This is a genomic window from Aliiroseovarius sp. S253 (assembly GCF_049800855.1).
Lineage (GTDB): Bacteria > Pseudomonadota > Alphaproteobacteria > Rhodobacterales > Rhodobacteraceae > Aliiroseovarius.
This window is the reverse complement of sequence record NZ_JBNAFW010000001.1, coordinates 705,876-732,164: the sequence shown is the minus strand read 5'-3', so window position 1 is coordinate 732,164 and position 26,289 is coordinate 705,876. Positions and strand designations below refer to the sequence as shown.

Genomic DNA, 26,289 nt, shown 5'->3' with positions numbered 1-26,289 from the left:
GTTAGTCTGACACTGCCCTTGCGCCACAGGTTAGGGATCATGGCCACACCTCAACTCTGAAAACTGTTACTTCGTCATGTAAGAGATCTGCGATCTTAGAAATCCAACTCAAAGCTCTTTCTACTTTGAAGTTTCCCATCTTCATGAACCCTTGCGGACACGGGCGAAATCCGGAGCAATGTTACGTTTCCTCGATAGCCTTGAATGGTTTTCCATCCGTCAATCTGGGCAGTCAGATCCACATCCGGAACGATCTCTTTCAGGCCATCAATCTTAGTTCGCGCGCGCAACTCGTAACTTTCGAGCGGTTTTGGAAATGCATATAGCAGCAAACTGATCCCGTATGAATGCGTGGTGGCTGGCGCGAAATGAAGGTTATCAGCGCCACCAGCTGCTTCAGCTGCTTGTTCCGCCAAGCTGTGTGACGGCCAGGAACTTGACGCGACCATTCCTTCGGGCGTTTGACGCATATAGCCTGTTTTAAAGCTTAGCTCAGTGTTGCCACTGGCGCCCTCCACTATAACTGTTGCAGGTCGCAGTGTGATCTCTTTTCCAAAAGAGCTGGCTCGCATCAACGTCCAGTCGCGGAAAAGGTTGAATGCTTCATTTGGCATATCCCCCTGCTGGACGTCGCGGGGAAAGAAGGGGCCCCAGTGGCTTACGCGTGCAAATTCGCCATCAAATGACGTCCAAATCTTCCGTTCAAGCAACAGGCGACGCCTAAAAGCGAAATCCCAGTCGACGTCAGCTTCACTTACAGCACCGATACTAAGTAGGACGACCAGCGTGAGATCGCTATCGACATACGATGGTCCGACGGGTGTCACCACGCTGGCATTGGCCTCAAGTTCCTGTATCCATTGCTGTCTGTAATAGCCGTCCCCTGTGAAGAAAACCGCATCAACTCTGCCAATTTCAAGCCGCTCTCTCATTGCTTTGAAACGTGATCTGGCCCTTGCCTCGCGACCGGCCCGATCAAGGTAGTAGCGGTGAAGAACAAACGACGCGTCAAGCGGATATGTTGCGTCGAAATCCACCGCGCTGTCTGAAGCGCTTTTGCATAACCTCAAGCTGACATCGTCAACTGGCCCAGCTGGGACATATTGGTCGTATTCATTGATTGGATCGTATTCGTAGCCAGAATCGTATTTGTTGCTTTCCCATATTTCCATCATCTTTATGCGGCTATCGCGTATATGTGCTTGGTGCCGACATGCGCCTGCCCGCTGCTCTTCGCTCAACAGATCAGGGTCAAGCGCAGCACCTAGAAGATTGGTTTCCGAGAAACGCGCAGTTTCAATGTTCGCATCGGTTAGCAGGGACCCGACAAAATGTGCCCCATCTAAAACTGCGCCGCTTAGGTTCGCACCTCGAAGATCTGCAAATACGAAGGACGCTCCAGTTAAGTTTGCGTTGGAAAAATCTGCCCCACGAAGATCGCTGGCGTGAAAGTTTGCTCCTGACAGGTTTGCTCCTATAAATGACGCTTCCGGAGCTTCAAATAGCGGAGCATACACACCCGAAAGGTCGGCACCTTCAAAGTTGGTTGTGTTGTCGGCCTGCGCCAATCGCAGACCGCTATCGGCAAAGGATGCATTTCTAGCAGATGTTCCGCGAAGATCGACAAAATGAAGCCGCGCCTCTGAGAAATTTGCCCCATCCAGCACAACACCACGAAACGAAACTCCGGAATAGTCAGTCCCTACGAAATCAAACCCACTCGCAAGAAGTGTCCTCATCGCAAGAGATTGCCCCTGGTTCGATCCATCTCGGGCGGCTCGAATTCGATCCATAATATTCATTGCGACCGAAAACGTCATGGTTTCCTGGATATCTGTGACAATGCCAGTTTGATCCTCGACCTGGTCGGAAAGCCCTTCGACCGCACCTGTTTGCGCATCGATGGAAATTGACAAGTCATCGACCGCTGCAGATTGCTCCTCGATGGTGTCCGAAAGACCGGTGACCGCCTCGGTCTGGGCTTCAATCCCTTCGTTCAGGTCTTCCATCGCCGAGTTTTGATCTTCGAGGTTTTCCGTCAGGACGTCGATCGCACGTTCTAGGCGGTCAAACTTTGGGTCCAGATATGCTTGCAACTCTGCTGCGGGTGTCACGTATTCAGCAATGACGCCATTATCGCCGCCCATGTAGCGCTGCAGACCATAGAACGGCGCGATTATTAAGAGCGCCATAATGCTATAAGCAAGGCCTTTGGCAGACACTCTTCTTAGGAACGCTAACGGCCCTTTCTCGGCCTTCGAAAGCCGACAAGATGCGGCAAGAAATGCGAGCAGTGCGACAAGTGCCAACACACCCAAACAGATTAGCCCCAGTAGATTTACCCATGGCGTACCGAGATCTGCCGAGACACCGATAGCCGCCGTTACAAATCCAAATGCGCCGGATTTTCGATCAACCAATGTGCCACTAATGAATGAGGCTAGTTTATTTGGCAGCGAAAATAATTTTCTAAATACAGACATGGACAATCCACCAACTTCCTACCCTTCAACCAAGCACGGTCATGCTGTCTCGACAAGAAAAACTGGCGCTCCCGACTGAAGTCGTCTGCCTCGATAGTCAGGAAACGAAAGGTAAATGAAGGGAACAATCCGGTCACAAGCCAGAAGATATTGCCACGACGCCACGGCAAGTTGAGGTGGTTTGCGATGGCCGCTAGAAACGTTCGATGGGTATTGTTCGGCCAAGACTGAAAAGTCGGAGAACCTGCCATCTAACCTTCCAAGAATCTAGTCTCTTGCGTCTGTGCGGTACGGCTACATTGGTCGGTCACGCCACTGCCAACCTAGTGATCGAATAAGGGCCGGAAAGGGCTGGGTGCGAACAGAGATATTTCCAGAAGGAAGGGCGAGCGGTCATTCGCTGCAGTTATCTTTAATGCGTACTATGCGGGACAATCCGCCGCTTGCCGCAACGATCATCAAGGGTTGCATGGAACCGCACCTCGGTGCCTTCAGGCCGAGATCCGATTGTGGCTATGGTGCATAGGACGACCACGAAAAGCCCCAATGTGTCGTTACCTCAACTACTCCACACCGGATCACAGCAAACATCCGCGTGAAGTACTATTCAGGCAGCGGCCAATTCTGATTCAATTACGCTCAGCTAAGTCCACGGCCGATTGCATCGGTTGCAGATATGGGTCAATCTAAGCTTGTGAAATCGTCATTGTTGATACTCTCCTATCTCGTAGCTGTCCTCCTGCCGCTGGTCGTCTCTTGGCTTGTCGGGGGGCCTCCGCGTCCGTTGCATCAAGAGCTTGCTTCAGGTCTTGGCATACTGGCGTATTCGATCATTCTTGTGGAGTTCGTCCTTTCTGGTCGTTTCAAGCGTGTTTCCAACGGCGTTGGCATGGATGTGACCATGAGGTTCCATCAGGTGATGGCGCGTACGGCGTTGCTCTTTGCGCTGCTGCACCCCTTTCTGTATGTTGCTACACCTTCAGGCGGCCAGCGACCATGGGACCCAACGCGTCAACTCACGCTCACCACAGACTTAATCTATCTTTCATCCGGGATTGCGGCATTCGTGCTGTTACCAAGCGTTGTGCTGTTTGCGGTATTCCGCAAACAGCTAGATTGGAAATATGAGAGTTGGCGCCTGCTCCATGGCCTTGGCGTAGTCTTGATTGCGCTTCTTTTGCTCCACCACACCGTGTATGCGGGCCGGTACGGATCGCAACCTATTATGACATGGGTTTGGCTGATATTGACCGGCCTGGCCGTCGCATCGCTGTTCTACGTTTACCTGATGATGCCATTCGTCAAGAAGGCGAATGCATGGCGCGTAAGCAGCGTCATCCAGCTATCGCCAAGGCAGTGGGAACTGACAGTCGCGCCTGACAATGGGGCGGGTCTTGATTACTCGGCTGGACAGTTCGCCTGGATCAATGTTGGCCATAGCCCGTTTTCGCTCCATGAGAACCCGTTTTCGATTTCCTCGGCACCGGCGTCCGGAGAAAAAGTTTCCTTCTTAATTAAAGAACTTGGAGATTTCACGCGGACCGTTGGCCAAATTAAGCCGGGGGCCGTTGCCTATCTTGATGGAGCATATGGAAGTCTATCGGTCGACGGCCGCAACGAACCCGGGGTTGCCATGATCGCCGGCGGTGTTGGCATAGCACCGCTACTGGGTATCCTCAGACAAATGCGTCTCTCCGGCGATCCGCGCGCGGTAAAGGTTATCTATGGCAACCGAAGCATTGAGCAAATTGTCCATCGCGATGAACTTGATGCCGAGGACGTGCGCTATGTTCTATCCGAGCCGCCCGAAAACTGGGACGGCGAAACGGGCCTAGTTACTCCGGCACTGCTTGATCACGTCTTTTCCGATAAGGAGATCAAGCAGTGGGTGTTCGTGATCTGTGGGCCTGTCAAGATGATGGACATCGTTGAAGGTTACCTGATCAGCCGGGGCGCTCCTTCAAGTCACATCCTGACAGAGCGGTTTGACTATGACTGATCCGAAGCACAGCATGAACTCGCGGCGTCGGTTGTCCTTCGTGATCTGGGGGCTAAACGTCATCTTATTTTTGGCGCTGCTGGCTTTCGCGCTGCGCTAATCCCAGCTCTGGGCCTTGGTGAGGAATGGCAATGTAAGCGAAATAACCGTTCGCTCAGGCAGCCGAGGCGCCCGTCTTCGACAGCTCTTGAGCGTGTGCTGTCAGACTAGTTCGAACCAGTCTCAGCTAGAACAGCATGACTGCTCTTTATTCAGCGCAGAGACCGCGCCACTCGGTGAGAGCAGCGGCGCGGTTGAGCTTGAATTGATCTATATTTTGACAGGCTGCGCTCATGATCGAAGTGGTTGAAAACTGAGGTGTGTACGGCGACAAACTTATGCAAATTTAGCATCCTTCGAAACCGTGACATGGCACGCTCTCGTCGACGAAATGGTAGATGCGAGTTCTCGATCCGGTTGTTCAGGTAGCGGCCAGTTGATTGCTTTTCGACATATCTGATTTCTCGCATTTCTGCCCCATATGATCTGAGACGGTCTGTGTCGACAAGCTCTGGCGGGCTGTATCGTTTCATTGCTTTCTTCAAAATTCAGGGCAGCGCTTATCTCGGCGCTTCGCGACGTAGCTTTCCAGGACTTCCCCCTCGTGATCCATGGCGCGCCACAAGTAGTGCCGTTCTCCATTTATCTTCACGAACACCTCCTCCAGGTACCTACTGCCAACGCAAGTAAGCTTGAAGCTGCTAAACCCGTTTTCTTCGGATTTCAGAGGCAAACAACGGACCAAACCGGTTCCACCAGAGACGGATGGTTTCGTGGCTCACTTCGGTCCCGCGCTCATGCAACAGTTCTTTCACATTTCATAGCGACGGCAAAACCGGACATACAACATCACCGCAAGGCGGATGATATCGCGGCTCGTCTTAAAGTAGCGGAAAAGGGAGAACTTAGTCATGGCGGGACACTAAAACAGGTCGCAGCACGTGTCGGAAAGACGGAGCGCTATATTCGGAGGATCACGCCACTAGCCTTTCTCTCGCCCGGCATTCAAACTGCCATACTGGACGGCACCCAGCCGGTGGAACTTACATTGGAACCTCTGGTTAGGTCGTTCCTACCGCTGGATTGGAGCGCGCAGGAAAACCCAACGCCGCAACGCACGTAAATCTCGCGACAAAATCGCAAGAAGCGCGTGGGAGAGAACTGAAACCGGATTTATTGGCTGGGGTGGTAGGATTCGAACCTACGGTACACTGTACCAAAAACAGTTGCCTTACCACTTGGCTACACCCCAACCGTGCGCGATTAACTAGCCAAAGCCGAAACGAGGTGCAACCCTAAAAATTCGGTTCGTGCAGGAATTTCGGCAGGTCAACATACGGCGCTAAAACCGCGCATTCGCGACTACCCTGGACCTGTGTGAAGACGGGCTTTCTATAGGCGTTGATCATAGGGACCGATCTCGGGTGCGCTGTAAAGCACCTCGTCGAAATCCTTAAACAATCGCTTTAAATCGGCTTCGCTAATCAGGCTTTCACAGACCACAACAAGATTCGACGTATTCGAAGACGCACGCACAAGTGCCCAACTTCCGTCCTCTAACTGCACCCGCACACCGTTCACTGTCAGGATGTCAGAGATTCTGCGACCGGCCAAAGGATGACCGGCCTCTTTCATCACATGGAAGGAATCTGCAAGCCGCTCGACCACTTGGTATTTAACGGCATCATCACAGTGAGGCGACATGGTGGGCGAGATCCAGCTTTGGCCCAGCCCCAAGATTTCGTCCGCCAAGGACACCGTATCAGCCATAGTCAAGGCACGACACAGTTCTACAGCGACACGCAAGCCGCAATCATATCCACGCCCAATGGGAGGCGCTAGAAAGTGATGCCCAGATTTCTCGAACGCCGCCAAGCCGTTGGTGTCACGTAATCGGCGCTTCATATGGCTGTGTCCGGTTTTCCAGTACTCCACATGCGCGCCCGCGGCCTTCAAAACTGGATCCGTGGCAAACAGTGCCGTGGATTTCACATCAGCCAGAAAACGTGCGCCCGGATGATCCGCGACCATCGCCCGAGCCAGCAACAGCCCCAACTTGTCGGATGACACTGCCTGCCCCTTGCCGTCGACGACACCGCAACGATCCCCGTCGCCGTCGAACCCAAACGCAAGATCCGCACCGGTTTCCAGAACGGCGCGCGCCATATCGCGCTGCATTTCAACGGCCTCGGGGTTTGGGTTGTAGTTCGGAAAGCTGTGATCAAGATTGCAGTGAAGCTCGATCACATCGACGCCGATACGCCGAAGTAGCTCAGGGGCAAACAGCCCTGCCGTGCCATTCCCGGTGGCCACTACCGCACGCAGCGGGCGCGAAAGCGGGCCGCCCTGCGATAGATCCTTCAGATAGGCCTCTTGCACGCCAGACACCTGTTCCGCACGCCCACCCGCGCGCGCGCGCCCAGAGCTTTGTTCCACGATGCCTCGCAACTCGAGAACATCCGTAGGACCGTGGGTGCAAGGCCGGTCAAATCCCATCTTCACCCCTGTCCAACCATTGGGGTTGTGACTGGCTGTCACCATGGCCACAGCCGGAACGTCCAGGTGAAACTGAGCGAAATAGGCTGTGGGCGACAGGCACAGACCGATATCCAGAACATGCGCACCCGAGGCGACCAGCCCCGACACCAGCGCATCTTTCACCGTGGGCGCATAGCTTCTGTAGTCATGCCCAACGACGATCTGGTTGCCAAGGTTCCGGCGCAAAAGCTGGGCGCCAAGCGACATTCCCAACGCCTGCACCCCTTCAAGGTCGATCTGATCTGGATAGCGCCAGCGCACATCATATTCGCGAAAACCTGAAGGGCAGATGCGCATGGTCAGGCCGTTCCACCACCAACGGGACGTGCTTTGGCTACGGCGTCCAGTGCAGCCAAATCCGCCAGCAAGCCGGGCATCTGTTCAATCGGGATCATGTTGGGACCGTCCGACGGCGCGTTGTCGGGGTCTTGATGAGTCTCGATGAACACGCCCGCAACACCGACAGCAACCGCAGCCCGCGCCAACACCGGTGCAAAGGCTCGCTCTCCACCCGAAGAAGCGCCCTGCCCCCCCGGCATTTGAACGGCATGAGTGGCATCCATGATCACCGGATACCCAAGGGCCGCCATCTGTGGCAGTCCGCGCATATCAGTGACGAGGGTGTTGTACCCAAAGCTGGTCCCTCGTTCAGTCAGAAGTATTTGCGAGTTGCCCGCTGAAACCAGTTTATCTGCGACGTGGCTCATATCCCACGGAGCTAGAAACTGCCCCTTTTTCACATTCACGGGTTTTCCGGCCTGCGCAGCCGCCACCAGAAGATCGGTCTGCCGACACAGAAACGCAGGGATTTGCAGCGAATCTGCGACCTCGGCCACTGCGGCGCATTGATCGGGCAAATGCACATCCGTCATAACCGGAACCCCAGTTTCAGCTTTCACCGCTACCAACATGTCCAGCCCGGCTTCAAGCCCCGGCCCGCGCACACCCCGTGCCGAAGTGCGGTTGGCCTTGTCGAAAGAGGCCTTGAAAACAAAACCGATCCCCACATCGTCGCAAGCGCGTTGCATCCGCTCTGCCAGAAACAACGCATGGTCCAGCGTTTCCAACTGGCACGGGCCTGCGATCACCGACAAGGGCAGATGATTGCCAAATCGAACAGAACCGATCGCTACCTCGCTCATATCAGGACGAGATCTGTTCGCGCAGGATCGACGCGGTTAACGACAGCATCAGATAGATGCCTGAGAAAATCAGGAATGCCAGAAGTGTGTTTTCAAACGCCTTCGGATAGGTGGGCTGATCCGGCGCCACTGGGCTCACATTTGTCGACAGATAGCGTGTCTGCTTGTTGGCCTCGATCCGGGCGACCTCTAGCTGTTGCAGGGCTTGCTGCATCAGAAGCGTTCGTGTTTCGAGGTTGATTTGTGCAATCCGCAACTGACCACTGATCGACGCCAAAGACCCGTTCTCGCCGCCTGTATCGGTCAGCTTTCCACGCAATTCACCGATCAGTGTCTCAAGCCGAGCTATATCCCCCCTGACGCCATCGACGCGGGCCTGGTTGGGGCTAGCGTTGTCCAGCAACTGATCCAACCGCAGTTTTTTGTCCTGCAATTGAAGCTCAAACGTGTTGATCTGTGACATCAGGGATGAGGCGTCCGAAGTCGCATCGAACACGCCTACGTTTTCTTGCAGGTTCAGCACACGATCCTGAGCGGCCAACATCTCGATTTCGGCCTCTTCATAGCTGTCCAGAGCCCCCTGCATCTGATCTTCGCGCTTGCGCTGTGTCAGGTTGTCCACACGCTCTTCGGCATAGGCGATCAACGATTTCGAGTATTGTTCGCTGACCTCAGGCGAGGCGGCGATCACCTCCATCTTGATGATGCCCTCAGTCGGGTCGAACCCGATTTTCACGCGTTTACGGTAGACCTTATAGGCGGTTTCGTTGCTGGCATCAGTATCAAGGCGCTGCACGACATCAATCGATGGATCACTGAAATGCGCTTTAAAGCCCACATCGCTATCCAAACGCAACATCGCCTCGCGCGAGGTCAGATACCCCTGCACACCAATGCTGTCCTGACTTGAAGCAAGACCCGTCCCGGCGAACAATCCTGCGGCCCCGCCTCCTCCGTTTCCGTCGGCCTGCTGGATGACAAATTCGGACTTGGTCGCATACATCGGGGTCGCAACATTGAGATAGTAATACCCTGCGACGATGGTCGGCAGCACCACGAAAAAGGCCAGGCGCAACAGCAGCATTCGCAGATTGCGACGACGGCGGCGTGCGATGTCTTTCTGGATATCCACAACCGAACGCGCGCGTTCTGCTGCATCAATCACACCTGGTGCGGGAACACCGGGTGGTGCAGAAGGTTGCGGCAGATTGGAAGGTTTGCGGTCATCTTCGCCTTCGACCAGCTCAAGCATGTTGGCCCGCTTGAAGGGGTCAATTCCCGCCCGTCGCAACCGATAGACGGCTTCCTGATCAGTTTCAGCGTGAATGCCGTGCTTTTGCGCCACGCGTCGCGCCATGCGCAGCTGGCGACCTGTCAGACCTTCCTTGTGGACCTTATCGATCTCGGCAGCCTCGTCAGCTTCTGACACTTTCGAATGGCGCTGCACTTCGACCTTCGCCTTGCCACCCAAAGGGGGCAAGCCATCCTCTTGCGGTTCGGAGGCCATCTGTTCAAGCGGGTTTGCCGAGGCAGACGGCGTGCCCGCTTCCGGTTCAGCCTCGTTGCCAACAGTGTTGGCCACGGCCTGATCGGCCTGATCGGGTGCAACACCACTTTCATCCTGTGGCGCCGATGCCTCTTGCGGGGTGGTCTGCTCTGCGTTCGCAGCAGCCCCGGAGCCACGCCGAATGCGATAACGATTAGCCTTGGGTCTGGTAGTCATAGAGCTGCTTCGCTTCTTCCAAAGTCTCGAACTGATAAAACTGGCCGTTGGTCAGAACAGCGGCCGAGCTGCACAATTTTTCCAAAGTCTTCGCCTGATGCGAGACCACGATCACCGTGGAATCTTTCAAACGATCCTGCAACACGGTGCCCGCCCTGCGGTTAAACTCAGCATCCGTCGTCTGAGGCATGCCTTCGTCAATCAAGTAGATGTCAAATTCCATCGCCAACAGCAACGAGAACGTGAACCGCGCACGCATCCCAGAACTGTAAGTCGCGACCGGAAAATCATAGTATTCATCAAGATTACACAGCCAGCGGGTAAACGCTTCAAGGTAATCGGGATCGAGCCCATAAAGCCGCGCAATATGGCGTGCATTGTCACGGGCTGACAGTTTGTTCACAACGCCGCCCATAAATCCCAACGGAAACGAAACGCGACAGCCGCGGAAAATCTCACCTTCGTCGGGTTTTTCAAGCCCTGCCATCATGTTGATCAGCGTAGTTTTTCCCGTGCCATTCGGGGCAAGAATGCCAAGCGAATTGCCAAGCTCAACCCGGAAGGACGCTTGGTCTAGAATGACCTTACGCTGTTTCCCGGTCCAGAAGGACTTGCTGACATTCCTGAATTCGAGCATTCGTGCTCCGATACCTGATGTGGTCCCACTACTCTTAGGCCTATTTTCTTAACTAAGAGCTATAGGTCGCCAATTCGGCGAAAATATGTCTGTTTCCCCTAACTATCTAACGCTCAAAGCCGCGAAACAAAGGGGAAAGCGCCAGAACTTCTGACGCTTTCCTTGAGTTTCCTGAAACTCCCCTGTGCACAAGGGGTATAAGTCGGGATCAGCCGTGCTGTTTTTCTACCCGCAGAAGCTTGCCCGCGATGAAAGACAGGGCCACGGCCCCGAAGCTGAACAGCGCGCCCATCTTGGCGGCGTCCTGTACCGGTCCGGGTGGGAAAGCGACCGAAGCCACGAACAAAGAGACGGTAAACCCGATGGCCGCCACGAAGCCGATCACGATCAGGTCGACCAATCGCATCCCAGCCGGAAGGCCCAAGCGCATCGGCCCCACCGCGATCCATCCCATGATGAAGACCCCAACAGGCTTGCCAATAATCAGACCAGCCAGCACCAGCCACGTAGCTTCGCCAATCGCTCCGAACTCAACGCCCGCGTTTAGAAGGCCGAAGAAGAACAGCACGATATCGACCGGAACGGCCAGCGAATGCTCCATCTGGTTCAATGTGTCAGTCAGGTACTTTTCAGCTTCCGCGAAGATGCCAAACGCGCGGTCTGCGTGTGGAATGGCCGGAATTACCGGAAGCAGACCCAGCGCCGGGTGAATACCCGCCTGCGCAAAGCCATACCAGCTGAGACAGCCCGCGATGGCGTAAGGAATCCAACCCAGCCGCTTACGTACAAAGGTCGAGTACCGACGCAGCTGATCGCCCCGGTCCTTGCGGCGCGGCAACCAGTTGAACAGCACGAAAGCGATGACGGAAGCCGCGACAGACAGAAGCAGCCATTCGGGGGCCAACTCGCCCGACGGATAGAAAATCGCCAGAATGATCAGACCCGCAGCATCGTCAGCGATGGCCAAGAGTAGCAAGAAGCGCACGGCCGGGTGGCCCGCACCGAAGACAAGTCGGCCAACAAGATAGCTGAAGGCGATGTCGGTCGCAGTTGGAATAGCCCAACCACGCGCAACAGCGTCAAACGTACTGGAGCCGAGGAAATAAGCGATCCCCAGATAAACCGCGATCGGTCCAAGCATTCCTCCTGCCGTCGCGACCAGCGGCGTCGCCGCTTTTTTGCCGCGCAAGCTACCGTTTTTCAGGATTACAGCTTCCCAAACCTCTTTACCGGCAATGGCAAAGAACAGCGCCATCAACACGTCGTTGATCAGATAGTGGAAGGTCAGAACCTTCTCGACATCGCCATATTCAAAGTGGTGCGATGCCTCGCCATAGGCCTTTTCCCAGTACCCGATGTCGATGCCGATCCAGCCGTTAAACCAAATCGGATACTCGACAAAATGGTGATAAGAGTGGGGATCAATATTTGCCCAAACCAACGCAATCAAAGCACCACTGATAAGAAGTACTGAATAGGTGGTGATGAAATTCCACACACGATACATGGCAATCCCTGTCCTTGTCCTGTTCTTGCAAACAGCCGCACCCCGGCTGTAACGCCGGGATGCGACCGCATGTTGTTACATTTGGAAATAATCTAATCGGCGTCAAACGACAACAGGAGGTCAGCAAATCTCTGCTTGTCTGCTGACCCCTATGTTCACGTTCACGCGATAGCGTTCCAGCCGATGCCGGCCAGCACAGCGCCCACGACCGCGATGCCCAGATAGGCCGCGAAGACCCGCGGCTTGACCAAAGCCCAGACGGCGACCGCTGCGGGGATTGAGCTGATACCACCTGCGATGACAAAGGCCATGGCGGCGCCATTCGACATGCCTTGCTCCAACAATGCATCAACCAAAGGCACAGCAGCATAGCCATTCAGATAGGCTGGCGCACCAACGATGGCCCCCAATAGGATCGGACCGACCCCGGTTCCACCAAGCACCTGTGCGATCAGCTCGGCCGGGATATAGCGCAGCATCAGCGCCTCGATCATATAGGCCAAAGCCAGCCATTTACCGAGGAAGAACAGGTTCTCAAGCGCAGCCTCACGGAAGGTGGCGCGACGATGTGCCTCGCCCCAGAACTTCCACGCCACGCCCCCCGAGAAGGTGTCCTCATCCGCGCCACAGCTGGACGAACAGCAGGATTTCACCTGTGCCTTCTTTAGCGGGTTGGCAAATAGGGCACTGGACGCGAATGCCCGCACGGTGAATCCACCCAACAGCCCGATCGCAACTGCGAAACCAAGTTTAGCCGTGGCAAAGCCAATCCCAAGCGTGCCCGCGGTGATCGAAAACATCGCAGGATCCATCAGAGGCGATGACAGCCAGAACGCCATAACCGCCGACAAGGGCGCACCCATCGCCAAAAGCGCCGCGATAAAGGGAATAACTTGGCATGAGCAGAAGGGGGACAACCCGCCGACCAGAGCGGCCAGCACGATCATCCGCACCTCGCGCCCTTGAAACGCGCCCGACAACAAGTTCTCAGCCCCGGTCGCTTTCATGTAGGCGACGGCGAGAATGGCAAACAGGATAAAGGGCAGCGTGTTCAGAAACGCGCCTGTTGCAAAGCGAATCGTCGGCTCGATCTGGCCCGGATCAAAGATCGCCAACACGATCGGGATCAGCACGATCACCGCCACCGCCTTATCAATCTTCCAACGTTTCGGTGGGGGCTGGACCCCAGATATATCAGCCATTTGTGGCGTCCTTCTCTGTCGAACAATCCGCGCAGCATTCAGACAAAAGATAGTCCGAAAGCGCCCGCATCACGTCCATTTCAGCCGCTGCACAGATGATCGAGCGGCCTTGTTTTTCCTGTGTAACCAAACCTGCAGCGGCAAGGATCTTCATGTGGTGGGTCAAGGTTGACCCGGTAATCCCGCAGCGTTCGCCCAGCGCGCCGATGGACAGCCCTTCGGGGCCTGCACGCACCAAAGTGCGCAGCACGCTTAGGCGATGTTCCGACCCAAGGGCCGCAAACTGCGAGGCAAAGACATCAACGTCTTCGGGGGAATGAGATTCGTGTTTCATATTTCTAGAAATATCGAAATATAACCATGGCGCAAGACTTATTTCGACAAAGCTCGAAATATTGAAGTCTCAACACGTCCACTCTACGCTCCCCTCATGAAAGCCCTGCACGACGCCATCAGTTCCTGTACTTTGTGCGCCACCCGTTTCGCGCAAACCGAAACCGCCCATGCCCCACGCCCCGTGGTGTGGTTCCAACCCGGCACGCGGATCAGGATCATTGGGCAGGCACCGGGGATGCGGGTGCATAAATCGGGCATGCCCTTTGACGATCCGTCAGGCGATCGGCTGCGGCAATGGATGGGTGTGGATCGGGATACTTTCTATGACCGCGCACGCATCGCAATCACACCGATGGGGTTTTGCTTTCCCGGGTATGACGCCAAAGGGTCAGACCTGCCGCCCCCTAAAATTTGCGCCGAAACATGGGCTGACCAAGTGGATCAGATGTTGGGCCACATCCCCCTGACCTTAGTGGTCGGAGGCTATGCACAAGCCCGCCACCTTGGTCGCGGCAAGGGCGTCACCGCCACAGTGGCGGGTTGGCGCGCCCATGCGCCGCGGCTGTTCCCCTTGCCTCATCCGTCTTGGCGCAATACGGGTTGGCTGAAGAAAAACCCGTGGTTCGAGGCCGAACTTCTGCCCGAACTACAAAAGCAGGTCGCCCTTGCGCTGACCTCATAGCCGGAGATCTCGATGAGCGAGCTGACGCCACTGGACCACGCCCACGCTGCCATGCAGGCAGACCTGAACGACGACGCAGCCCGGATGCGGTTTTATGAACGATTGGCAGATCGTGAGCTGTTTCTGCTTCTGTCGAGCGAACCGCAGGGTGAGGACATCGAACCCGAACTGTTCGAGCTGGAGGCCGAAAAATATGTGCTGGTTTTCGACCGCGAAGATCGGCTGGCCGAGTTCGTGGGGGTCCCTGCCCCTTATGCTGCCCTTCCGGGACGCATCATCGCAGGAATGCTGTCTGATCAAGGCATTGGTCTTGGCGTCAATCTGGGGGTCGCTCCCTCGTCCATCCTGATCCCAGCCGAAGCGATGGACTGGCTGGCCCAGACACTTTCCAGCGCCCCCGACGAAGTCGAAGCGCAGATCACCGAGATCCTGCCCCCTTCTGCGCCCGAAGTGTTGCTGTCAGCGCTGGCCGAGAAACTGGGCTCGGCTGGTGGGCTGGCCCAATATGCCTGTCTGGCAGGTGTTGGCCACGCGGATGGACGCCGCGGACACCTTCTGGCGTTTATCAATCCAGCCGAGGGTGCCGAACGCGCATTGGCAGGGGCTGCGAACGAAGCGCTTACCTTCTCGGGCATCGATGTGGGAGAGCTGGATGTGGGGTTCTTTGCCGAGGCTGATGAAATCGCGCAGAAACTCACAGCAATCGGTCTGCGTTTTGACTTGCCGGCCCCTGAAGCACCCCAAGCACTTGCCCCAGTTGCGCCCGGCTCGAACCCCGAAAAGCCGCCGATCCTGAAGTGATCCGAAGACCAACTGGCCTTCAGAATTCTTTAGTTCAAAAGAAAAAGGGCGCAGGTAACCCGCGCCCTTCCCTCACCAGAAACGCCCCCGGCATTAGCCGTGTTTCCAGATTCGTGTACTGATCTGTATGGGAGAAAAGTGGCAATCTAATGTCAAAACAACGTGACATTGATCCTGCCGCATAAAGAACCTTGGCGACGCCTCGATCAAACGACGCGCTCGCCCTTCGGCCTTTAGATCACTTTTTGGCTTCCAGCGCGTCCAGGCGCGCCTTCAGCGCTTCATTTTCCTCACGCGCTTTCTGAGCCATCGCGCGCACGGCGTCGAACTCTTCGCGGGTGACGAAATCACGATCTGCCAGCCAGCGGTCCATCCAGCTTTTCATCGCGGTTTCGGCTTCATCCTTCGCGCCCTGCGCCACGCCCATGGCGTTGGTCATCAGCTGGGAAATGTCGTCAAAAACCTTGTTGCGCGTCTGCATCTGCTTCTCCTCGCTTGAGCTGCACTCTATATGGGGCTTTGCGCGGGCAGAGACAAGGTTGACTTGCCCCAAAGAAGAGGTTCAACAACGACCCATGTTTATGGCGATCCCTTTCCCCAATGTCGGGCCCGAGATCTTTTCGATCGAGCTGGGCAGCTTCACCTTTGCCCTGCGCTGGTACGCGATGGGCTATCTTGTGGGCATTGCGATTGGTTGGTGGATCATCGCCCGCGCGCTGGCCCGTCCGGCGCTGTGGCGGGGCGAGCCGCCGATGACAAAGGCGCAGCTCGAGGATCTGGCCACGTGGATCATCATCGGCATTATTGCTGGCGGCCGCTTGGGCTTTGTCGCCTTCTATCAGCCCGAGTACTACCTCGCGAACCCTCTGGACATCCCCAAGATATGGGAGGGCGGCATGTCCTTCCATGGCGGGTTCCTGGGCGTGATCGTGGCCGTGTGGCTGTTTAGCCGCCGCAAAGGGCTGCTGACCGCCTCCATCGCCGACCTGCTGGCCATCGCAGCGCCAATCGGCATCGGCCTTGTCCGGGTAACAAACTTCATCAATGCCGAGCTTTGGGGCCGTCCGACCACTGCCCCGTGGGGCGTGATCTTCCCCGGCGAATACGCGCAGCACTGCCCCGGTTGGGACACAGCCCTTGGCGCCTGTGCCCGCCATCCCAGCCAGCTTTACGAAGCTCTGCTGGAAGGGGCCGTCCTGGCCATCGCGCTTCTTTATCTGGCCTATCGCCGCGGCTGGCTGAAAACACCGGGCCGCCTGACCGGCCTGTTTTTCCTGGGCTATGGGCTGTCCCGCTTCGTGGTCGAGTTCTTCCGTCAGGCCGACGCACAATTCATCACGCCCGACAACCCGTGGGGCCATGTGATCCGTCTGGGTGATGTGGGTATCACCATGGGCCAAACACTGACCTTGCCGATGATCGCGATTGGCATTGCAACGATGATCTGGGCCAACCGGCGGACGCAGGAATGAGCACTCTTGAAAAGAAACTAATTGGTCGCATTTCGAAAGCTGGACCGATTTCTGTAGCCGACTATATGACCGAATGCCTGTTGCACCCCGAGCACGGCTATTACGCAACCCGCGACCCGTTCGGCGCAAAAGGCGATTTCACCACGGCGCCCGAGATCAGCCAGATGTTTGGCGAAATGCTGGGACTTGCACTGGCGCAAGCATGGATGGATCAGGGCGCACCCACGCCGTTCACGCTGGCCGAGCTTGGGCCGGGACGCGGCACGCTGATGGCCGACATCCTGCGCGCCACCAAAGGCGTGACAGGGTTTCACGCCGCCGCTCAGGTGCATCTGGTCGAAGCCTCGCCCGTATTGCGCACCCGCCAGATCGAGCGCCTTGCCCCGACCTCTGTCACCCATCACGACAGCATCGGCACCCTGCCCGACGCACCGCTGTTCCTTGTAGCGAACGAGTTCTTCGACGCGCTCCCCATCTGTCAATACCAGCGCGATGGTGACGGTTGGCGAGAGTGTCAGGTGGGGCTCGATAGCGATGCGCTCGCCATGGGGCTGACCGCCCCCCTGCCCGTCCCTGCGCTGGATCACCGTCTGGGTGACACGCAAGACGGCGACGTGGTCGAGATCTGCGCCCCGGCCCAAGGCGTCATGGCCAAGCTGGCGGGTTTCATCGATACACACGGCGGCGCGGCCTTGATCATCGACTACGGCGATTGGCGTTCCATCGGGGATACATTTCAAGCATTGAAGGATCACGCGCCCGTATCGCCGCTAGAAACGCCCGGCGATGCGGACCTGACCGCCCATGTCGATTTCGAAGCACTGGCACACGCCGCCGCCCCTTTGTCTCCACATCAACTCACCCCGCAAGGCGTGTATCTAGAGCGGCTGGGGATCACCGCCCGCGCACAAGCCTTGGCCGGAAAGCTCAGCGGGGACGCGCTGGACAGCCACATTGCTGCACACCGCCGCTTGACGCACCCGGACGAAATGGGGACGCTCTTCAAAGTGCTGGGACTGACTCGCGCCGATGCGCCCGATCTTCCCGGCCTTCAACGCAACCAGACGCAGGCCCATCCGGATGACACTTGAGATCCTGACCTCTGATGCCCTTCGCCAAACGCGGCACGGATTCTTCACCCGCAAGGGCGGTGCTTCCTCGGGCGTTTATGCGGGGCTGAATTGCGGCAGCGGAAGCAAGGATCAGGCCGAGCTGGTGCAGATCAACAAGGACCGCGTGGCGCAGGCGCTGGACGTGGCCCCAAGCCATCTGTGCGGCGTCTATCAGGTGCATTCACCCGATGTCGTTGTCGCAGACGGTCCCATGACCGGTGACAAACCCCACGCGGACGCGGTCGTGACCGCCACGCCCGGGCTTGCCCTGTCGATCCTCACGGCCGATTGCCAGCCGGTCCTATTCTCGGACCCCGAAGCCGGCGTAATCGGCGCGGCCCATGCAGGCTGGAAAGGCGCAATTGGTGGCGTCTTGGAAGCCACGCTGGACGCCATGGAGGCGCTTGGCGCGACGCGCGCCAACATCACCGCCGTGATTGGCCCAACGATCAGTCCTGACGCCTATGAGGTCGGCCCCGAGTTCCGCGAAGAGTTCATTGGCCACGACAACAGCTATGACCGCTTCTTCACCGATGGTAAGGGCGACCGCGCCATGTTCGATCTGCCCAGCTTTGGCTTGCATCGCCTGAACGCCGCCGGAATCAAACATGCAGAATGGACCGGGCATTGCACTTATTCCGATCCTGATCGCTTCTATTCCTATCGCCGCACTTGCCACCGGAGCGAGCCGGATTACGGGCGGCTGATCTCGGCCATCCGACTGTAACGCGCCAAACAAAAATGCCGCCAACGATGTGGGCGGCATTCCATCTCTCGACAAAATCGAAGTGCTTACGGCGTATCTTCCATCCGCGCTTCCAGCACGTCAAACGGCACGCCCGGTTCGTCCTTGGCCCCACGAATGACCAGCGAGGTCTTCACCGACGCCACATTCTCGGCCGAGGTCAGTTGCTCGGTCAGGAAACTTTGGAAAGTCGACAGATCGGGCGCGACGCATTTCAGGATGAAGTCCACCTCGCCGTTCAGCATGTGGCATTCGCGAACCAGTGGCCAGTCGCGGCACTGCTCTTCGAACGCGGACAGATCGACCTCGGCCTGACTGACCAGCCCAACCATTGCAAAAACCTGCACCTCGAAGCCCAGCGCACGGGCGTCAACATCGGCATGATAGCCCCGGATCAACCCATGTTCTTCCAGCGTACGCACGCGCCGCAGACAGGGCGGCGCGGAAATCCCGACACGTTTGGCCAGTTCCACGTTGGTCATGCGACCATCGGCCTGAAGTTCGGCCAGAATCATACGGTCGATAGGGTCAAGTTTGCTTGCGGACATTGAATTGCCTTCTGATGAGCATCCGGCGGCGCGCCGATGGGCGACATTCGATCGGAAATTGCGCAGAGATTACATCTACATGATGCATTGCGCAACAATCTTTCGCACTCGCGCAACATCATTTCTTGAAGGATCGTCGCCTATGCGGTCACAGGGCGGTGATACCAACTGGCTGGGGCCTTTCAATACAGACCCGGCTCGCTTATATGCGTCACGAAACCAGATTGCTCAAGGAATACTCCATGTCCGAGACCCGCCACACCAAAGTTCTGATCATCGGCTCCGGCCCCGCTGGTTACACCGCAGGGGTTTACGCCTCGCGCGCACTGCTGGACCCGATCCTTGTGCAAGGGATGGAGCCGGGTGGCCAGCTGACCACCACGACCGAGGTCGAGAACTATCCCAGCTTCGTCGACATCCAAGGCCCCGAGCTGATGATGAAGATGGAAGAGCACGCACGCGCGATGGGAACCGAGGTGATTGGCGATATCATCGTGGATCTGGAAATCTCAAAACGCCCTTTCACTGCCAAGGGCGACAGCGGCACGACCTATACCGCCGATGCCGTCATTCTGGCCACCGGCGCACGCGCCAAATGGCTGGGGCTGGAGAGCGAAGAGAAGTTCAAGGGCTTCGGCGTTTCGGCCTGCGCGACCTGTGATGGATTCTTCTATCGCGGCGAGGAAATCGTTGTGGTCGGCGGCGGCAACACTGCTGTGGAAGAAGCGCTATTCCTGACCAAGTTTGCCTCGAAAGTGACGCTGATCCACCGCCGCGACACGCTGCGCGCGGAAAAAATCCTGATCGACCGTCTGATGAAGAACGAAAAGATCGTACCCCTGTGGGATCACACGCTGGAAGAGGTCGTGGGCGACGAAAATCCGCTGGGCGTCACTGGCGTGCGAGCCAAACACGTGGACACCGGAGAGATCACCGAGATCCCGGCCAAAGGTGTTTTCATCGCCATCGGCCACGCACCTGCCAACGAACTGGTGAAGGACACGCTTGAGACTCACATGGGTGGCTATGTCGTGACCAAACCGGACTCGACCGCAACCTCCGTTCCCGGCGTCTTTGCTGCGGGCGACCTAACAGACCACAAATACCGCCAGGCCGTGACCTCGGCCGGGATGGGCTGCATGGCCGCGCTGGAAGCCGAGCATTTCCTGTCTGAGAACGAATAAACGGCGGCTATCGCTAAGCAAATCACAAAGGCGGCCATTTGGCCGCCTTTTTTTAATGCTTCGCACTGCGCGAATGTCCTGTCATCACACTCTATTGCGAAACACTGTTTCCCAATCCCCACAGATTGAACGACATTCCCCGCAAATTAGAATTCTGCCGAAATATCCCTTTGCCCAGCGGCCAATTCATGCAATGCGTTCACGCGTGAACACACTTTGAGTCGCGTGATATGTCGTCAACCGAGACAAAACCTAGCCCCGAGGAAGAGGATCAGCTTTTCCGCCTCCTGCGCCAGCTGGATACGGCGCCCGAAGCATCGCAACGCGCGACGGCTTCGGCCATCGGGATTTCACTGGGTCGGTTGAATGCTCTGCTACGCGCCGCGGTCGATGCCGGGCTGATCACTATCAGCGAACGGGGTGGCCCGGACAAACGCCAGCGGTTTGCCTATTCGCTGACTGCGCGCGGAGCTTCCGAGAAAGTGCGGCTCACAGACATTTTTTTGAACCGCAAGCTTGCAGAATATGACGCATTGCACGCGGAACTAACCGGTACAACCAGCGGCCTGGTTCCGCTTAAACACAGGACCAATCTTATGGAACACAACCTCGCTCCTATTCCCGAGCTTTATGTCAGCCACGAAAGCGCACAGAAGCTGAAAGTCGAAGCTGCTGACCTGACCAGCCATGACCTGACCCCGCGCCAGATCTGTGACCTTGAACTTCTGATGAATGGCGGCTTCAACCCGCTGAAAGGCTTCCTGACCGAGGAAGACTATGACGGTGTCGTAGAAAACATGCGCTTGGCAGACGGGTCTCTGTGGCCGATGCCGATCACGCTGGACGTGTCGGAAGACTTCGCCCAGTCCATTGAACTGGGTCAGGACATCGCCCTGCGCGATCAGGAAGGCGTTATTCTGGCGACCATGACCGTGACCGACCGCTGGGAGCCCAACAAGGCCCGCGAAGCCGAAAAGGTCTTTGGCGCTGACGACGACGCCCACCCGGCTGTGAACTATCTGCACAACCAAGCTGGCAAAATCTATCTGGGTGGTCCAGTTGTTGGTATCCAACAGCCTGTTCACTATGACTTCCGCGGTCGCCGCGACACCCCGAACGAGCTGCGCGCCTATTTCCGTAAGCTGGGCTGGCGCAAGGTTGTGGCCTTCCAGACGCGTAACCCGCTGCACCGCGCGCACCAGGAACTGACCTTCCGCGCCGCGAAAGAGGCACAGGCCAACCTGCTGATCCACCCAGTTGTCGGCATGACCAAGCCGGGCGATGTGGACCACTTCACCCGCGTACGCTGCTACGAGGCCGTTCTGGACAAATACCCGGCATCGACCACCTCGATGAGCCTTCTGAACCTCGCCATGCGCATGGCAGGACCGCGTGAAGCAGTATGGCACGGCCTGATCCGCGCCAACCACGGCTGCACCCACTTCATCGTTGGTCGCGACCACGCTGGACCCGGCAAAAACTCGGCTGGTGACGACTTCTATGGCCCGTATGACGCACAAGAATTGTACCGTACCAACCAGTCAGAGATCGGCTGTGAAATGGTCGACTTCAAGCACATGGTGTACGTGCAGGAACGCGCTCAATACGAACCCAATGACGAAATCAAGGATCGTGACGACGTTACCATCCTGAACATCTCGGGCACCGAACTTCGCCGCCGCTTGTCGGAAGGCCTTGAGATCCCCGAGTGGTTCTCGTTCCCGGAAGTGGTCAAAGAGCTGCGCCGCACCAAGCCGCCACGCGCCAAGCAAGGTTTCACTGTGTTCTTCACCGGCTTCTCGGGCTCGGGCAAGTCGACCATCGCCAACGCACTGATGGTGAAGCTGATGGAACAGGGCGGTCGCCCCGTGACGCTGCTGGATGGTGATATTGTTCGTAAAAACCTGTCGAGCGAGCTTGGCTTCTCGAAAGAGCACCGCGACCTGAACATCCGCCGCATCGGCTATGTCGCTTCAGAGATCACCAAGAACGGTGGTATCGCGATCTGTGCGCCTATCGCGCCATATGCGACAACGCGTCGTGCCGTGCGTGAAGACATCGAGTCCTTCGGTGCCTTCGTCGAGGTGCACGTCGCAACCTCGATCGAGGAGTGCGAACGCCGTGATCGCAAGGGCCTGTATAAGCTGGCCCGCGAAGGCAAGATCAAAGAGTTCACCGGCATCTCGGATCCCTATGACGTACCGGCCAACCCGGAACTGTCGGTCGAGACTGAAAACGTCGACGTCGACAACTGCGCCCACCAGGTTTTGCTGAAACTGGAAAGCATGGGTCTGGTGAAAGCCTGATCGGAAACACATCCAAGGAAAAGCCCGGCCATCGCGCCGGGCTTTTTTGTTTGGGGGGCTTTGCCCCCGCGTGAAGGCCCGCTGGGCCTTCCCACTCCCCCAGGATATTTCGGGTAAGAAAATGAGGGGTGCTAGCTGCTCAGCCCATCCGGCATCGGGTTCCAGTCGAAATAGGCTTTAACGATCCCGTGGTCGGACGCGCCCAATTCTTCCTCGAAGCTTTCGCGGTTCAAGTGGTCGTTGATCACTTCCATCTCGCGGAAGGACCAAAGCCGTTTGCGGGAATGATCATAGAATTCCTCGCTGACCAGAATATGGTCCAAGCTTTCGCGCTTATGTTTGTAGACATGGGTGTAATAGACGTGCCGCATCGAGCGGTATTGTTGCAGGCGTTCGACCGAATAAAGCCCCTTGTCGGATGTCAGCCCCGCGCGGCTTTTCTGCACGACGCGATAGGTGGGTTGGTCTGAGATCAGTTCGTTCGTTACGGACATTGTGTCATCATTCAGATCCCCCATCACGATGGTGGGCGAGATGTCGTTTTCGTCCTCCGATTTCATCCAACCATCCAGAAGCACCCGAAGCGCGCCCGCTTCCATCACGCGCCGCATATGGGCCAATGTGGATTTCGCGTGTTTGGCGTGGTGTTGCAGGATGATCGGTTGTGGTTGGGCGAAGGATACGCGGGCCGGGCCTTTGGACTTCAGATGCGCCACCACAACCGTGACTTCTGGCGGGGTCGGGCTATCCCCTTCCGGTTGGATTTTAGCGACTAGCAGCGGGCGAGAGAATTTGTTGATGGTGATGGTGATCTCTTCTTCGGCGCCTGCGGTCTCGCGCACTTTGTCGAACCGGAACTGAGGTGGGAAGTCGGCGTGCCAGCCACCCTCGACCAGTTGTGTCCCACCGTGCCGATCCTTTCGCACTGCCAACGCGACCTGAGGCCGCCCCCGCCCCGGCGCATCCCGCGCCACGAGGTCATAATCGTTGGTTAACCCGGCCTCGGCAAAGCACTCGCGCAAGGCCAGAACGGACCAGAGTTCTTGAAACCCGATGATCTCGGCATCGACTTCTTTCAACCGCGCGGCAGTCCACTTGATTTTGCGCTGATAGTAAGCGCGGCCTTCCGCGTCATCTTCGATATGCGGTCGGTTGGAATAAGTGATCCCACCGGGAACCTGCAGGTTGAAAAGATTGATCGTCGCAAAGCTTAGATCACGCATATTCGCACGGGCCATGACAAATTCCTCCTGAAATCAACTTTTGGAAGAATAGCATGATTCTGTGATGTTGCGTGACGGTGGGCCGATTTCGCCCGAACGCTGGTTTTACGCTTTGTTGATCGTGATGGTCTGAACCACCGTTTCCGGCTCGGCGCGTTCAAGATCAATATGCAGAAGGCCGTTCTCGGTCTTGGCGCCAACCACCTCGACCCCTTCAGCCAGCACGAAGCTTTTCATGAACTGGCGCCCTGCGATGCCCCGATGTAGAAACACTCGGCCCTCGCCCGTGTCGCCTTGTGATCCGCGGATCACCAGCTTGGCGTTTTCAACCGTGATCGACAGATCCTCATCAGCGAACCCCGCCACGGCCAGCGTGATCCGATAGGCCCAGTCTGAAACCTGTTCGATATTGAAAGGGGGATAGCCATCTTTGCCGGATTTCGCGGCCTGTTCGACCATGCGTTCCAGCTGCTCAAAACCCAACAAAAAGGGATGCGTTCCCAAGCTTACTTTTGTCATCGACACGTCCTTGAATAAGCGACACGTTTCATATGACCCCCGCAGGCGACCATTTATTGAATATGGTTGTCCCTCCAACCAGTTGCAAGGCGGCTTTTACTTGGCGATTGGCCCCGGCTGGCGTTATGGTCAGTCGACCACTCAACAAGAACGACTCGAAAATGAGCAATGCCAAAGAAATGAAGACCGACGACGTGCTCCGTGTGGAGCTCGAGGTCTTCCGCGCCGAACATCGGGATCTGGACGAAGCCATCCACGCGCTTGAGGAAAGCGGGCGGGCGGATCAGCTGCGCCTGCGCCGCTTGAAAAAGCAGAAACTGGCCCTGAAAGACAAAATCGCCCGGATCGAGGACAAATTGACCCCGGATATCATCGCCTGACTGCAACGCAGCATTGCATCAAGGGGCGTGAAGCCTGTATGGAAACGCCAACTGACGCAAGGGATGCGAGGGACACATGACGGACGTGAAAGTCGGGATCATTATGGGCAGCCAGTCGGACTGGCCCACGATGAAGGAAGCCGCCACCATTTTGGACGAGCTGGGCATTGCCTATGAGACCAAGATCGTCTCGGCGCACCGCACCCCGGACCGTTTGTGGGATTATGGCAAGACCGCTGCAGATCGCGGATTGCATGTGATCATCGCAGGCGCGGGCGGGGCTGCCCACCTGCCGGGCATGATGGCGTCGAAAACCCGTGTGCCCGTCGTTGGCGTCCCCGTGCAAACGCGCGCCCTATCCGGTGTCGACAGCCTTTACTCCATCGTTCAGATGCCCAAGGGTTTCCCGGTTGCGACCATGGCCATCGGCGCAGCCGGAGCGGCTAATGCGGGCCTAATGGCCGCTGGCATTCTCGCCGTATCGGACGCGGACCTTGCAAAACGGCTGGATGAATGGCGCGATGCGTTGTCCGCCTCGATCCCGGATGAACCAAGCGATGACTGATATGCTTCCTACCGGCGCCATCATTGGTATTCTTGGCGGTGGTCAGCTAGGCCGCATGTTGTCGGTCGCGGCGTCCCGTTTGGGCTTCAAAACGCATATCTTCGAGCCGGGTGCCAACCCGCCCGCCGGTCAGGTCGCCGATCGCGTGACCACTGCAGGTTATGACGACATTGCCGCGCTTGAGGCCTTTGCCGCTTCTGTCGACGTCATCACCTATGAATTTGAAAATATCCCGACCACCGCGCTGGACGCGTTGGAAGCTCACAAGCCAATTCGCCCCGGTCGCGAGGCTCTGCGCGTCAGCCAAGATCGCCTGACCGAGAAGGACTTCCTGTCCGGTCTGGGCCTGAAAGTCGCACCTTATGCGAATGTGGAAAGCGCCGAGGATATGGCAGCGGCGGTTGCACAGATTGGCGCACCTTCCATCCTGAAGACCCGTCGCTTTGGCTATGACGGCAAGGGGCAGGCGCGGCTGAAATCAGACGCGGATGCAGATGTGGCGCTGGCCGATATGCAGGGCGCACCCGCCGTGCTGGAGGGCTTTGTGACCTTCACCCACGAGGTCAGCGTGATTGCCGCACGCGGCATCGGAGGAGACGTCGCCTGCTTTGATCCCGGCGAGAACGTCCATAAGGACGGCATTCTGGACACCACGACTGTGCCCGCAACCCTGACCGCCTCGCAGCGGATGGACGCTGTGCTGCTAGCGGCCAACATCCTGAACGCGCTGGACTACGTAGGTGTCATGGGGGTCGAGCTGTTCGTCACACCGCAAGGGCTGATCGTGAACGAGATCGCCCCGCGCGTGCACAATTCTGGCCACTGGACCCAACAGGGTTGCACCATCGACCAGTTCGAACAGCACATCCGTGCCGTAGCAGGTTGGCCGCTGGGCGACGGATCGCGCTATGCGGACGTGGTGATGGAGAATCTCATCGGTGACGACATGGACCGGGTGCCCGAGATCGCACGCGAAGGGAATGCCTCGCTGCATCTCTATGGCAAGGCCGAGGTGAAGCCCGGACGCAAGATGGGCCACGTGAACCGCATCACGCCACGCCAGGCCTAATCCTTTTTCAACAGTTTCAGGATGCCGCCCGCCCGATCATCGCGGGCGGCTTTCATTTTGGCGACATTTTTCGTTTA

General features: G+C 57.2%; 23 protein-coding genes, 1 tRNA gene and 1 pseudogene. 11 read left to right on the top strand and 14 right to left on the bottom strand.

From position 1 onward, the window contains the following. Nucleotides 1-95: 95 nt before the first annotated feature. Entirely contained in the window at nucleotides 96-2,483 is a 2,388-nt protein-coding gene (locus tag ACP15F_RS03675) for a pentapeptide repeat-containing protein (protein WP_424939484.1), read from the bottom strand. A 676-nt stretch (nucleotides 2,484-3,159) separates the two neighbouring features. Here ACP15F_RS03675 and ACP15F_RS03670 point away from each other — a divergent pair. Then, nucleotides 3,160-4,482 (top strand): ferredoxin reductase family protein, encoded by a 1,323-nt coding sequence (locus ACP15F_RS03670; protein ID WP_424939483.1) that lies wholly within the window; start codon nucleotides 3,160-3,162, stop codon nucleotides 4,480-4,482. Between the two features lie 247 nt (nucleotides 4,483-4,729). Here ACP15F_RS03670 and ACP15F_RS03665 read toward each other — a convergent pair. The 9 genes and pseudogenes from ACP15F_RS03665 to ACP15F_RS03625 all read right to left on the bottom strand — a co-directional run bounded on the left by ACP15F_RS03665 (nucleotide 4,730) and on the right by ACP15F_RS03625 (nucleotide 13,604). Beyond that, a pseudogene (locus tag ACP15F_RS03665) lies at nucleotides 4,730-5,434 on the bottom strand (IS6 family transposase). Between the two features lie 264 nt (nucleotides 5,435-5,698). Next, nucleotides 5,699-5,773, bottom strand: a tRNA-Gln gene (locus tag ACP15F_RS03660). Nucleotides 5,774-5,913: 140 nt separating this feature from the next. After that, complete coding sequence (locus ACP15F_RS03655) at nucleotides 5,914-7,356, bottom strand: phosphomannomutase/phosphoglucomutase (protein WP_424939482.1); 1,443 nt, start codon at nucleotides 7,354-7,356, stop codon at nucleotides 5,914-5,916. Nucleotides 7,357-7,358: 2 nt separating this feature from the next. Further along, nucleotides 7,359-8,201, bottom strand: coding sequence for a 3-deoxy-8-phosphooctulonate synthase (gene kdsA, locus ACP15F_RS03650; RefSeq protein WP_424939481.1), 843 nt, complete (start codon nucleotides 8,199-8,201; stop codon nucleotides 7,359-7,361). 1 nt (nucleotide 8,202) lies between these two features. Beyond that, nucleotides 8,203-9,924, bottom strand: coding sequence for a capsule biosynthesis protein (locus ACP15F_RS03645; RefSeq protein ID WP_424939480.1), 1,722 nt, complete (start codon nucleotides 9,922-9,924; stop codon nucleotides 8,203-8,205). Beyond that, nucleotides 9,902-10,561, bottom strand: a complete 660-nt coding sequence (locus ACP15F_RS03640; protein ID WP_424939479.1) for an ABC transporter ATP-binding protein — start codon at nucleotides 10,559-10,561, stop codon at nucleotides 9,902-9,904. The genes ACP15F_RS03645 and ACP15F_RS03640 overlap by 23 nt, the downstream gene beginning before the upstream one ends. Nucleotides 10,562-10,769: 208 nt before the next feature. Continuing rightward, the gene (locus ACP15F_RS03635) at nucleotides 10,770-12,068 is read right to left on the bottom strand and encodes a Na+/H+ antiporter NhaA (protein WP_424939478.1); all 1,299 of its coding nucleotides are present in this window, start codon (nucleotides 12,066-12,068) and stop codon (nucleotides 10,770-10,772) included. A 161-nt stretch (nucleotides 12,069-12,229) separates the two neighbouring features. Further along, nucleotides 12,230-13,270, bottom strand: coding sequence for a permease (locus ACP15F_RS03630; protein WP_424939477.1), 1,041 nt, complete (start codon nucleotides 13,268-13,270; stop codon nucleotides 12,230-12,232). Beyond that, the gene (locus tag ACP15F_RS03625) at nucleotides 13,263-13,604 is read right to left on the bottom strand and encodes an ArsR/SmtB family transcription factor (protein ID WP_424939476.1); all 342 of its coding nucleotides are present in this window, start codon (nucleotides 13,602-13,604) and stop codon (nucleotides 13,263-13,265) included. Before ACP15F_RS03625 ends, ACP15F_RS03630 begins: the two co-directional genes overlap by 8 nt. Before the next feature lie 96 nt (nucleotides 13,605-13,700). On the opposite strand from ACP15F_RS03625, the gene ACP15F_RS03620 reads away from it, so the two are divergent. Further along, nucleotides 13,701-14,288, top strand: a complete 588-nt coding sequence (locus ACP15F_RS03620; RefSeq protein WP_424939475.1) for a uracil-DNA glycosylase family protein — start codon at nucleotides 13,701-13,703, stop codon at nucleotides 14,286-14,288. A gap of 12 nt (nucleotides 14,289-14,300) precedes the next feature. After that, nucleotides 14,301-15,089: an SseB family protein gene (locus ACP15F_RS03615; protein WP_424939474.1), complete on the top strand. Its 789-nt coding sequence runs from the start codon at nucleotides 14,301-14,303 to the stop codon at nucleotides 15,087-15,089. Nucleotides 15,090-15,327: 238 nt separating this feature from the next. On the opposite strand, the gene ACP15F_RS03610 is transcribed toward ACP15F_RS03615, so the two are convergent. After that, entirely contained in the window at nucleotides 15,328-15,570 is a 243-nt protein-coding gene (locus tag ACP15F_RS03610; RefSeq protein ID WP_133487168.1) for an accessory factor UbiK family protein, read from the bottom strand. A gap of 94 nt (nucleotides 15,571-15,664) precedes the next feature. Between ACP15F_RS03610 and lgt the strand changes: the two genes are divergently transcribed. From lgt to pgeF, 3 genes are read left to right on the top strand one after another with little or no spacing between them, the layout of a single operon-like run. Next, nucleotides 15,665-16,561, top strand: a complete 897-nt coding sequence (gene lgt, locus ACP15F_RS03605) for a prolipoprotein diacylglyceryl transferase (RefSeq protein ID WP_424939473.1) — start codon at nucleotides 15,665-15,667, stop codon at nucleotides 16,559-16,561. Next, nucleotides 16,558-17,652, top strand: a complete 1,095-nt coding sequence (locus tag ACP15F_RS03600; protein ID WP_424939472.1) for a class I SAM-dependent methyltransferase — start codon at nucleotides 16,558-16,560, stop codon at nucleotides 17,650-17,652. The genes lgt and ACP15F_RS03600 overlap by 4 nt, the downstream gene beginning before the upstream one ends. Beyond that, nucleotides 17,642-18,400, top strand: a complete 759-nt coding sequence (pgeF, locus tag ACP15F_RS03595; protein WP_424939471.1) for a peptidoglycan editing factor PgeF — start codon at nucleotides 17,642-17,644, stop codon at nucleotides 18,398-18,400. The genes ACP15F_RS03600 and pgeF overlap by 11 nt, the downstream gene beginning before the upstream one ends. Before the next feature lie 65 nt (nucleotides 18,401-18,465). Here pgeF and ACP15F_RS03590 read toward each other — a convergent pair whose 3' ends face one another. Continuing rightward, nucleotides 18,466-18,966, bottom strand: a complete 501-nt coding sequence (locus ACP15F_RS03590; RefSeq protein WP_163037037.1) for an Lrp/AsnC family transcriptional regulator — start codon at nucleotides 18,964-18,966, stop codon at nucleotides 18,466-18,468. A gap of 242 nt (nucleotides 18,967-19,208) precedes the next feature. Here ACP15F_RS03590 and trxB point away from each other — a divergent pair, with 242 nt between their 5' ends. Together trxB and ACP15F_RS03580 are read left to right on the top strand one after the other, a co-directional pair. Beyond that, a complete protein-coding gene (gene trxB / locus ACP15F_RS03585) occupies nucleotides 19,209-20,150 on the top strand; it encodes a thioredoxin-disulfide reductase (RefSeq protein WP_424939470.1) in 942 nt (313 codons plus the stop codon). 230 nt (nucleotides 20,151-20,380) lie between these two features. Beyond that, the gene (locus tag ACP15F_RS03580; protein WP_424939469.1) at nucleotides 20,381-22,456 is read left to right on the top strand and encodes a bifunctional sulfate adenylyltransferase/adenylylsulfate kinase; all 2,076 of its coding nucleotides are present in this window, start codon (nucleotides 20,381-20,383) and stop codon (nucleotides 22,454-22,456) included. A 131-nt stretch (nucleotides 22,457-22,587) separates the two neighbouring features. Here ACP15F_RS03580 and ACP15F_RS03575 read toward each other — a convergent pair whose 3' ends face one another. Both ACP15F_RS03575 and ACP15F_RS03570 read right to left on the bottom strand, forming a co-directional pair. Then, nucleotides 22,588-23,694: an endonuclease/exonuclease/phosphatase family protein gene (locus tag ACP15F_RS03575; RefSeq protein ID WP_424939468.1), complete on the bottom strand. Its 1,107-nt coding sequence runs from the start codon at nucleotides 23,692-23,694 to the stop codon at nucleotides 22,588-22,590. 90 nt (nucleotides 23,695-23,784) lie between these two features. Further along, nucleotides 23,785-24,198, bottom strand: coding sequence for an Hsp20 family protein (locus ACP15F_RS03570; RefSeq protein ID WP_424939467.1), 414 nt, complete (start codon nucleotides 24,196-24,198; stop codon nucleotides 23,785-23,787). Nucleotides 24,199-24,359: 161 nt separating this feature from the next. Between ACP15F_RS03570 and ACP15F_RS03565 the strand changes: the two genes are divergently transcribed. The 3 genes from ACP15F_RS03565 (at nucleotide 24,360) to ACP15F_RS03555 (ending at nucleotide 26,212) form a co-directional block, all read left to right on the top strand. Beyond that, nucleotides 24,360-24,578, top strand: coding sequence for a YdcH family protein (locus tag ACP15F_RS03565; protein ID WP_108855770.1), 219 nt, complete (start codon nucleotides 24,360-24,362; stop codon nucleotides 24,576-24,578). A gap of 76 nt (nucleotides 24,579-24,654) precedes the next feature. Then, nucleotides 24,655-25,143 (top strand): 5-(carboxyamino)imidazole ribonucleotide mutase, encoded by a 489-nt coding sequence (gene purE / locus ACP15F_RS03560; RefSeq protein ID WP_424939466.1) that lies wholly within the window; start codon nucleotides 24,655-24,657, stop codon nucleotides 25,141-25,143. Continuing rightward, nucleotides 25,136-26,212 (top strand): 5-(carboxyamino)imidazole ribonucleotide synthase, encoded by a 1,077-nt coding sequence (locus ACP15F_RS03555; RefSeq protein WP_424939465.1) that lies wholly within the window; start codon nucleotides 25,136-25,138, stop codon nucleotides 26,210-26,212. The genes purE and ACP15F_RS03555 overlap by 8 nt, the downstream gene beginning before the upstream one ends. Nucleotides 26,213-26,289: the final 77 nt, after the last annotated feature.

Coding starts and splice junctions, on each gene's coding strand:
- ACP15F_RS03655 (WP_424939482.1), bottom strand. CDS start 7,356: ATGCGCATCTGCCCTTCAGGTTTTCGCGAATATGATGTGCGCTGGCGC.
- ACP15F_RS03635 (WP_424939478.1), bottom strand. CDS start 12,068: ATGTATCGTGTGTGGAATTTCATCACCACCTATTCAGTACTTCTTATC.
- ACP15F_RS03565 (WP_108855770.1), top strand. CDS start 24,360: ATGAGCAATGCCAAAGAAATGAAGACCGACGACGTGCTCCGTGTGGAG.
- trxB (WP_424939470.1), top strand. CDS start 19,209: ATGTCCGAGACCCGCCACACCAAAGTTCTGATCATCGGCTCCGGCCCC.
- ACP15F_RS03600 (WP_424939472.1), top strand. CDS start 16,558: ATGAGCACTCTTGAAAAGAAACTAATTGGTCGCATTTCGAAAGCTGGA.
- purE (WP_424939466.1), top strand. CDS start 24,655: ATGACGGACGTGAAAGTCGGGATCATTATGGGCAGCCAGTCGGACTGG.
- pgeF (WP_424939471.1), top strand. CDS start 17,642: ATGACACTTGAGATCCTGACCTCTGATGCCCTTCGCCAAACGCGGCAC.
- kdsA (WP_424939481.1), bottom strand. CDS start 8,201: ATGAGCGAGGTAGCGATCGGTTCTGTTCGATTTGGCAATCATCTGCCC.
- ACP15F_RS03570 (WP_424939467.1), bottom strand. CDS start 24,198: ATGACAAAAGTAAGCTTGGGAACGCATCCCTTTTTGTTGGGTTTTGAG.
- ACP15F_RS03640 (WP_424939479.1), bottom strand. CDS start 10,561: ATGCTCGAATTCAGGAATGTCAGCAAGTCCTTCTGGACCGGGAAACAG.
- ACP15F_RS03610 (WP_133487168.1), bottom strand. CDS start 15,570: ATGCAGACGCGCAACAAGGTTTTTGACGACATTTCCCAGCTGATGACC.
- lgt (WP_424939473.1), top strand. CDS start 15,665: ATGTTTATGGCGATCCCTTTCCCCAATGTCGGGCCCGAGATCTTTTCG.
- ACP15F_RS03555 (WP_424939465.1), top strand. CDS start 25,136: ATGACTGATATGCTTCCTACCGGCGCCATCATTGGTATTCTTGGCGGT.
- ACP15F_RS03615 (WP_424939474.1), top strand. CDS start 14,301: ATGAGCGAGCTGACGCCACTGGACCACGCCCACGCTGCCATGCAGGCA.
- ACP15F_RS03590 (WP_163037037.1), bottom strand. CDS start 18,966: ATGTCCGCAAGCAAACTTGACCCTATCGACCGTATGATTCTGGCCGAA.
- ACP15F_RS03630 (WP_424939477.1), bottom strand. CDS start 13,270: ATGGCTGATATATCTGGGGTCCAGCCCCCACCGAAACGTTGGAAGATT.
- ACP15F_RS03620 (WP_424939475.1), top strand. CDS start 13,701: ATGAAAGCCCTGCACGACGCCATCAGTTCCTGTACTTTGTGCGCCACC.
- ACP15F_RS03580 (WP_424939469.1), top strand. CDS start 20,381: ATGTCGTCAACCGAGACAAAACCTAGCCCCGAGGAAGAGGATCAGCTT.
- ACP15F_RS03645 (WP_424939480.1), bottom strand. CDS start 9,924: ATGACTACCAGACCCAAGGCTAATCGTTATCGCATTCGGCGTGGCTCC.
- ACP15F_RS03625 (WP_424939476.1), bottom strand. CDS start 13,604: ATGAAACACGAATCTCATTCCCCCGAAGACGTTGATGTCTTTGCCTCG.
- ACP15F_RS03670 (WP_424939483.1), top strand. CDS start 3,160: ATGGGTCAATCTAAGCTTGTGAAATCGTCATTGTTGATACTCTCCTAT.
- ACP15F_RS03675 (WP_424939484.1), bottom strand. CDS start 2,483: ATGTCTGTATTTAGAAAATTATTTTCGCTGCCAAATAAACTAGCCTCA.
- ACP15F_RS03575 (WP_424939468.1), bottom strand. CDS start 23,694: ATGGCCCGTGCGAATATGCGTGATCTAAGCTTTGCGACGATCAATCTT.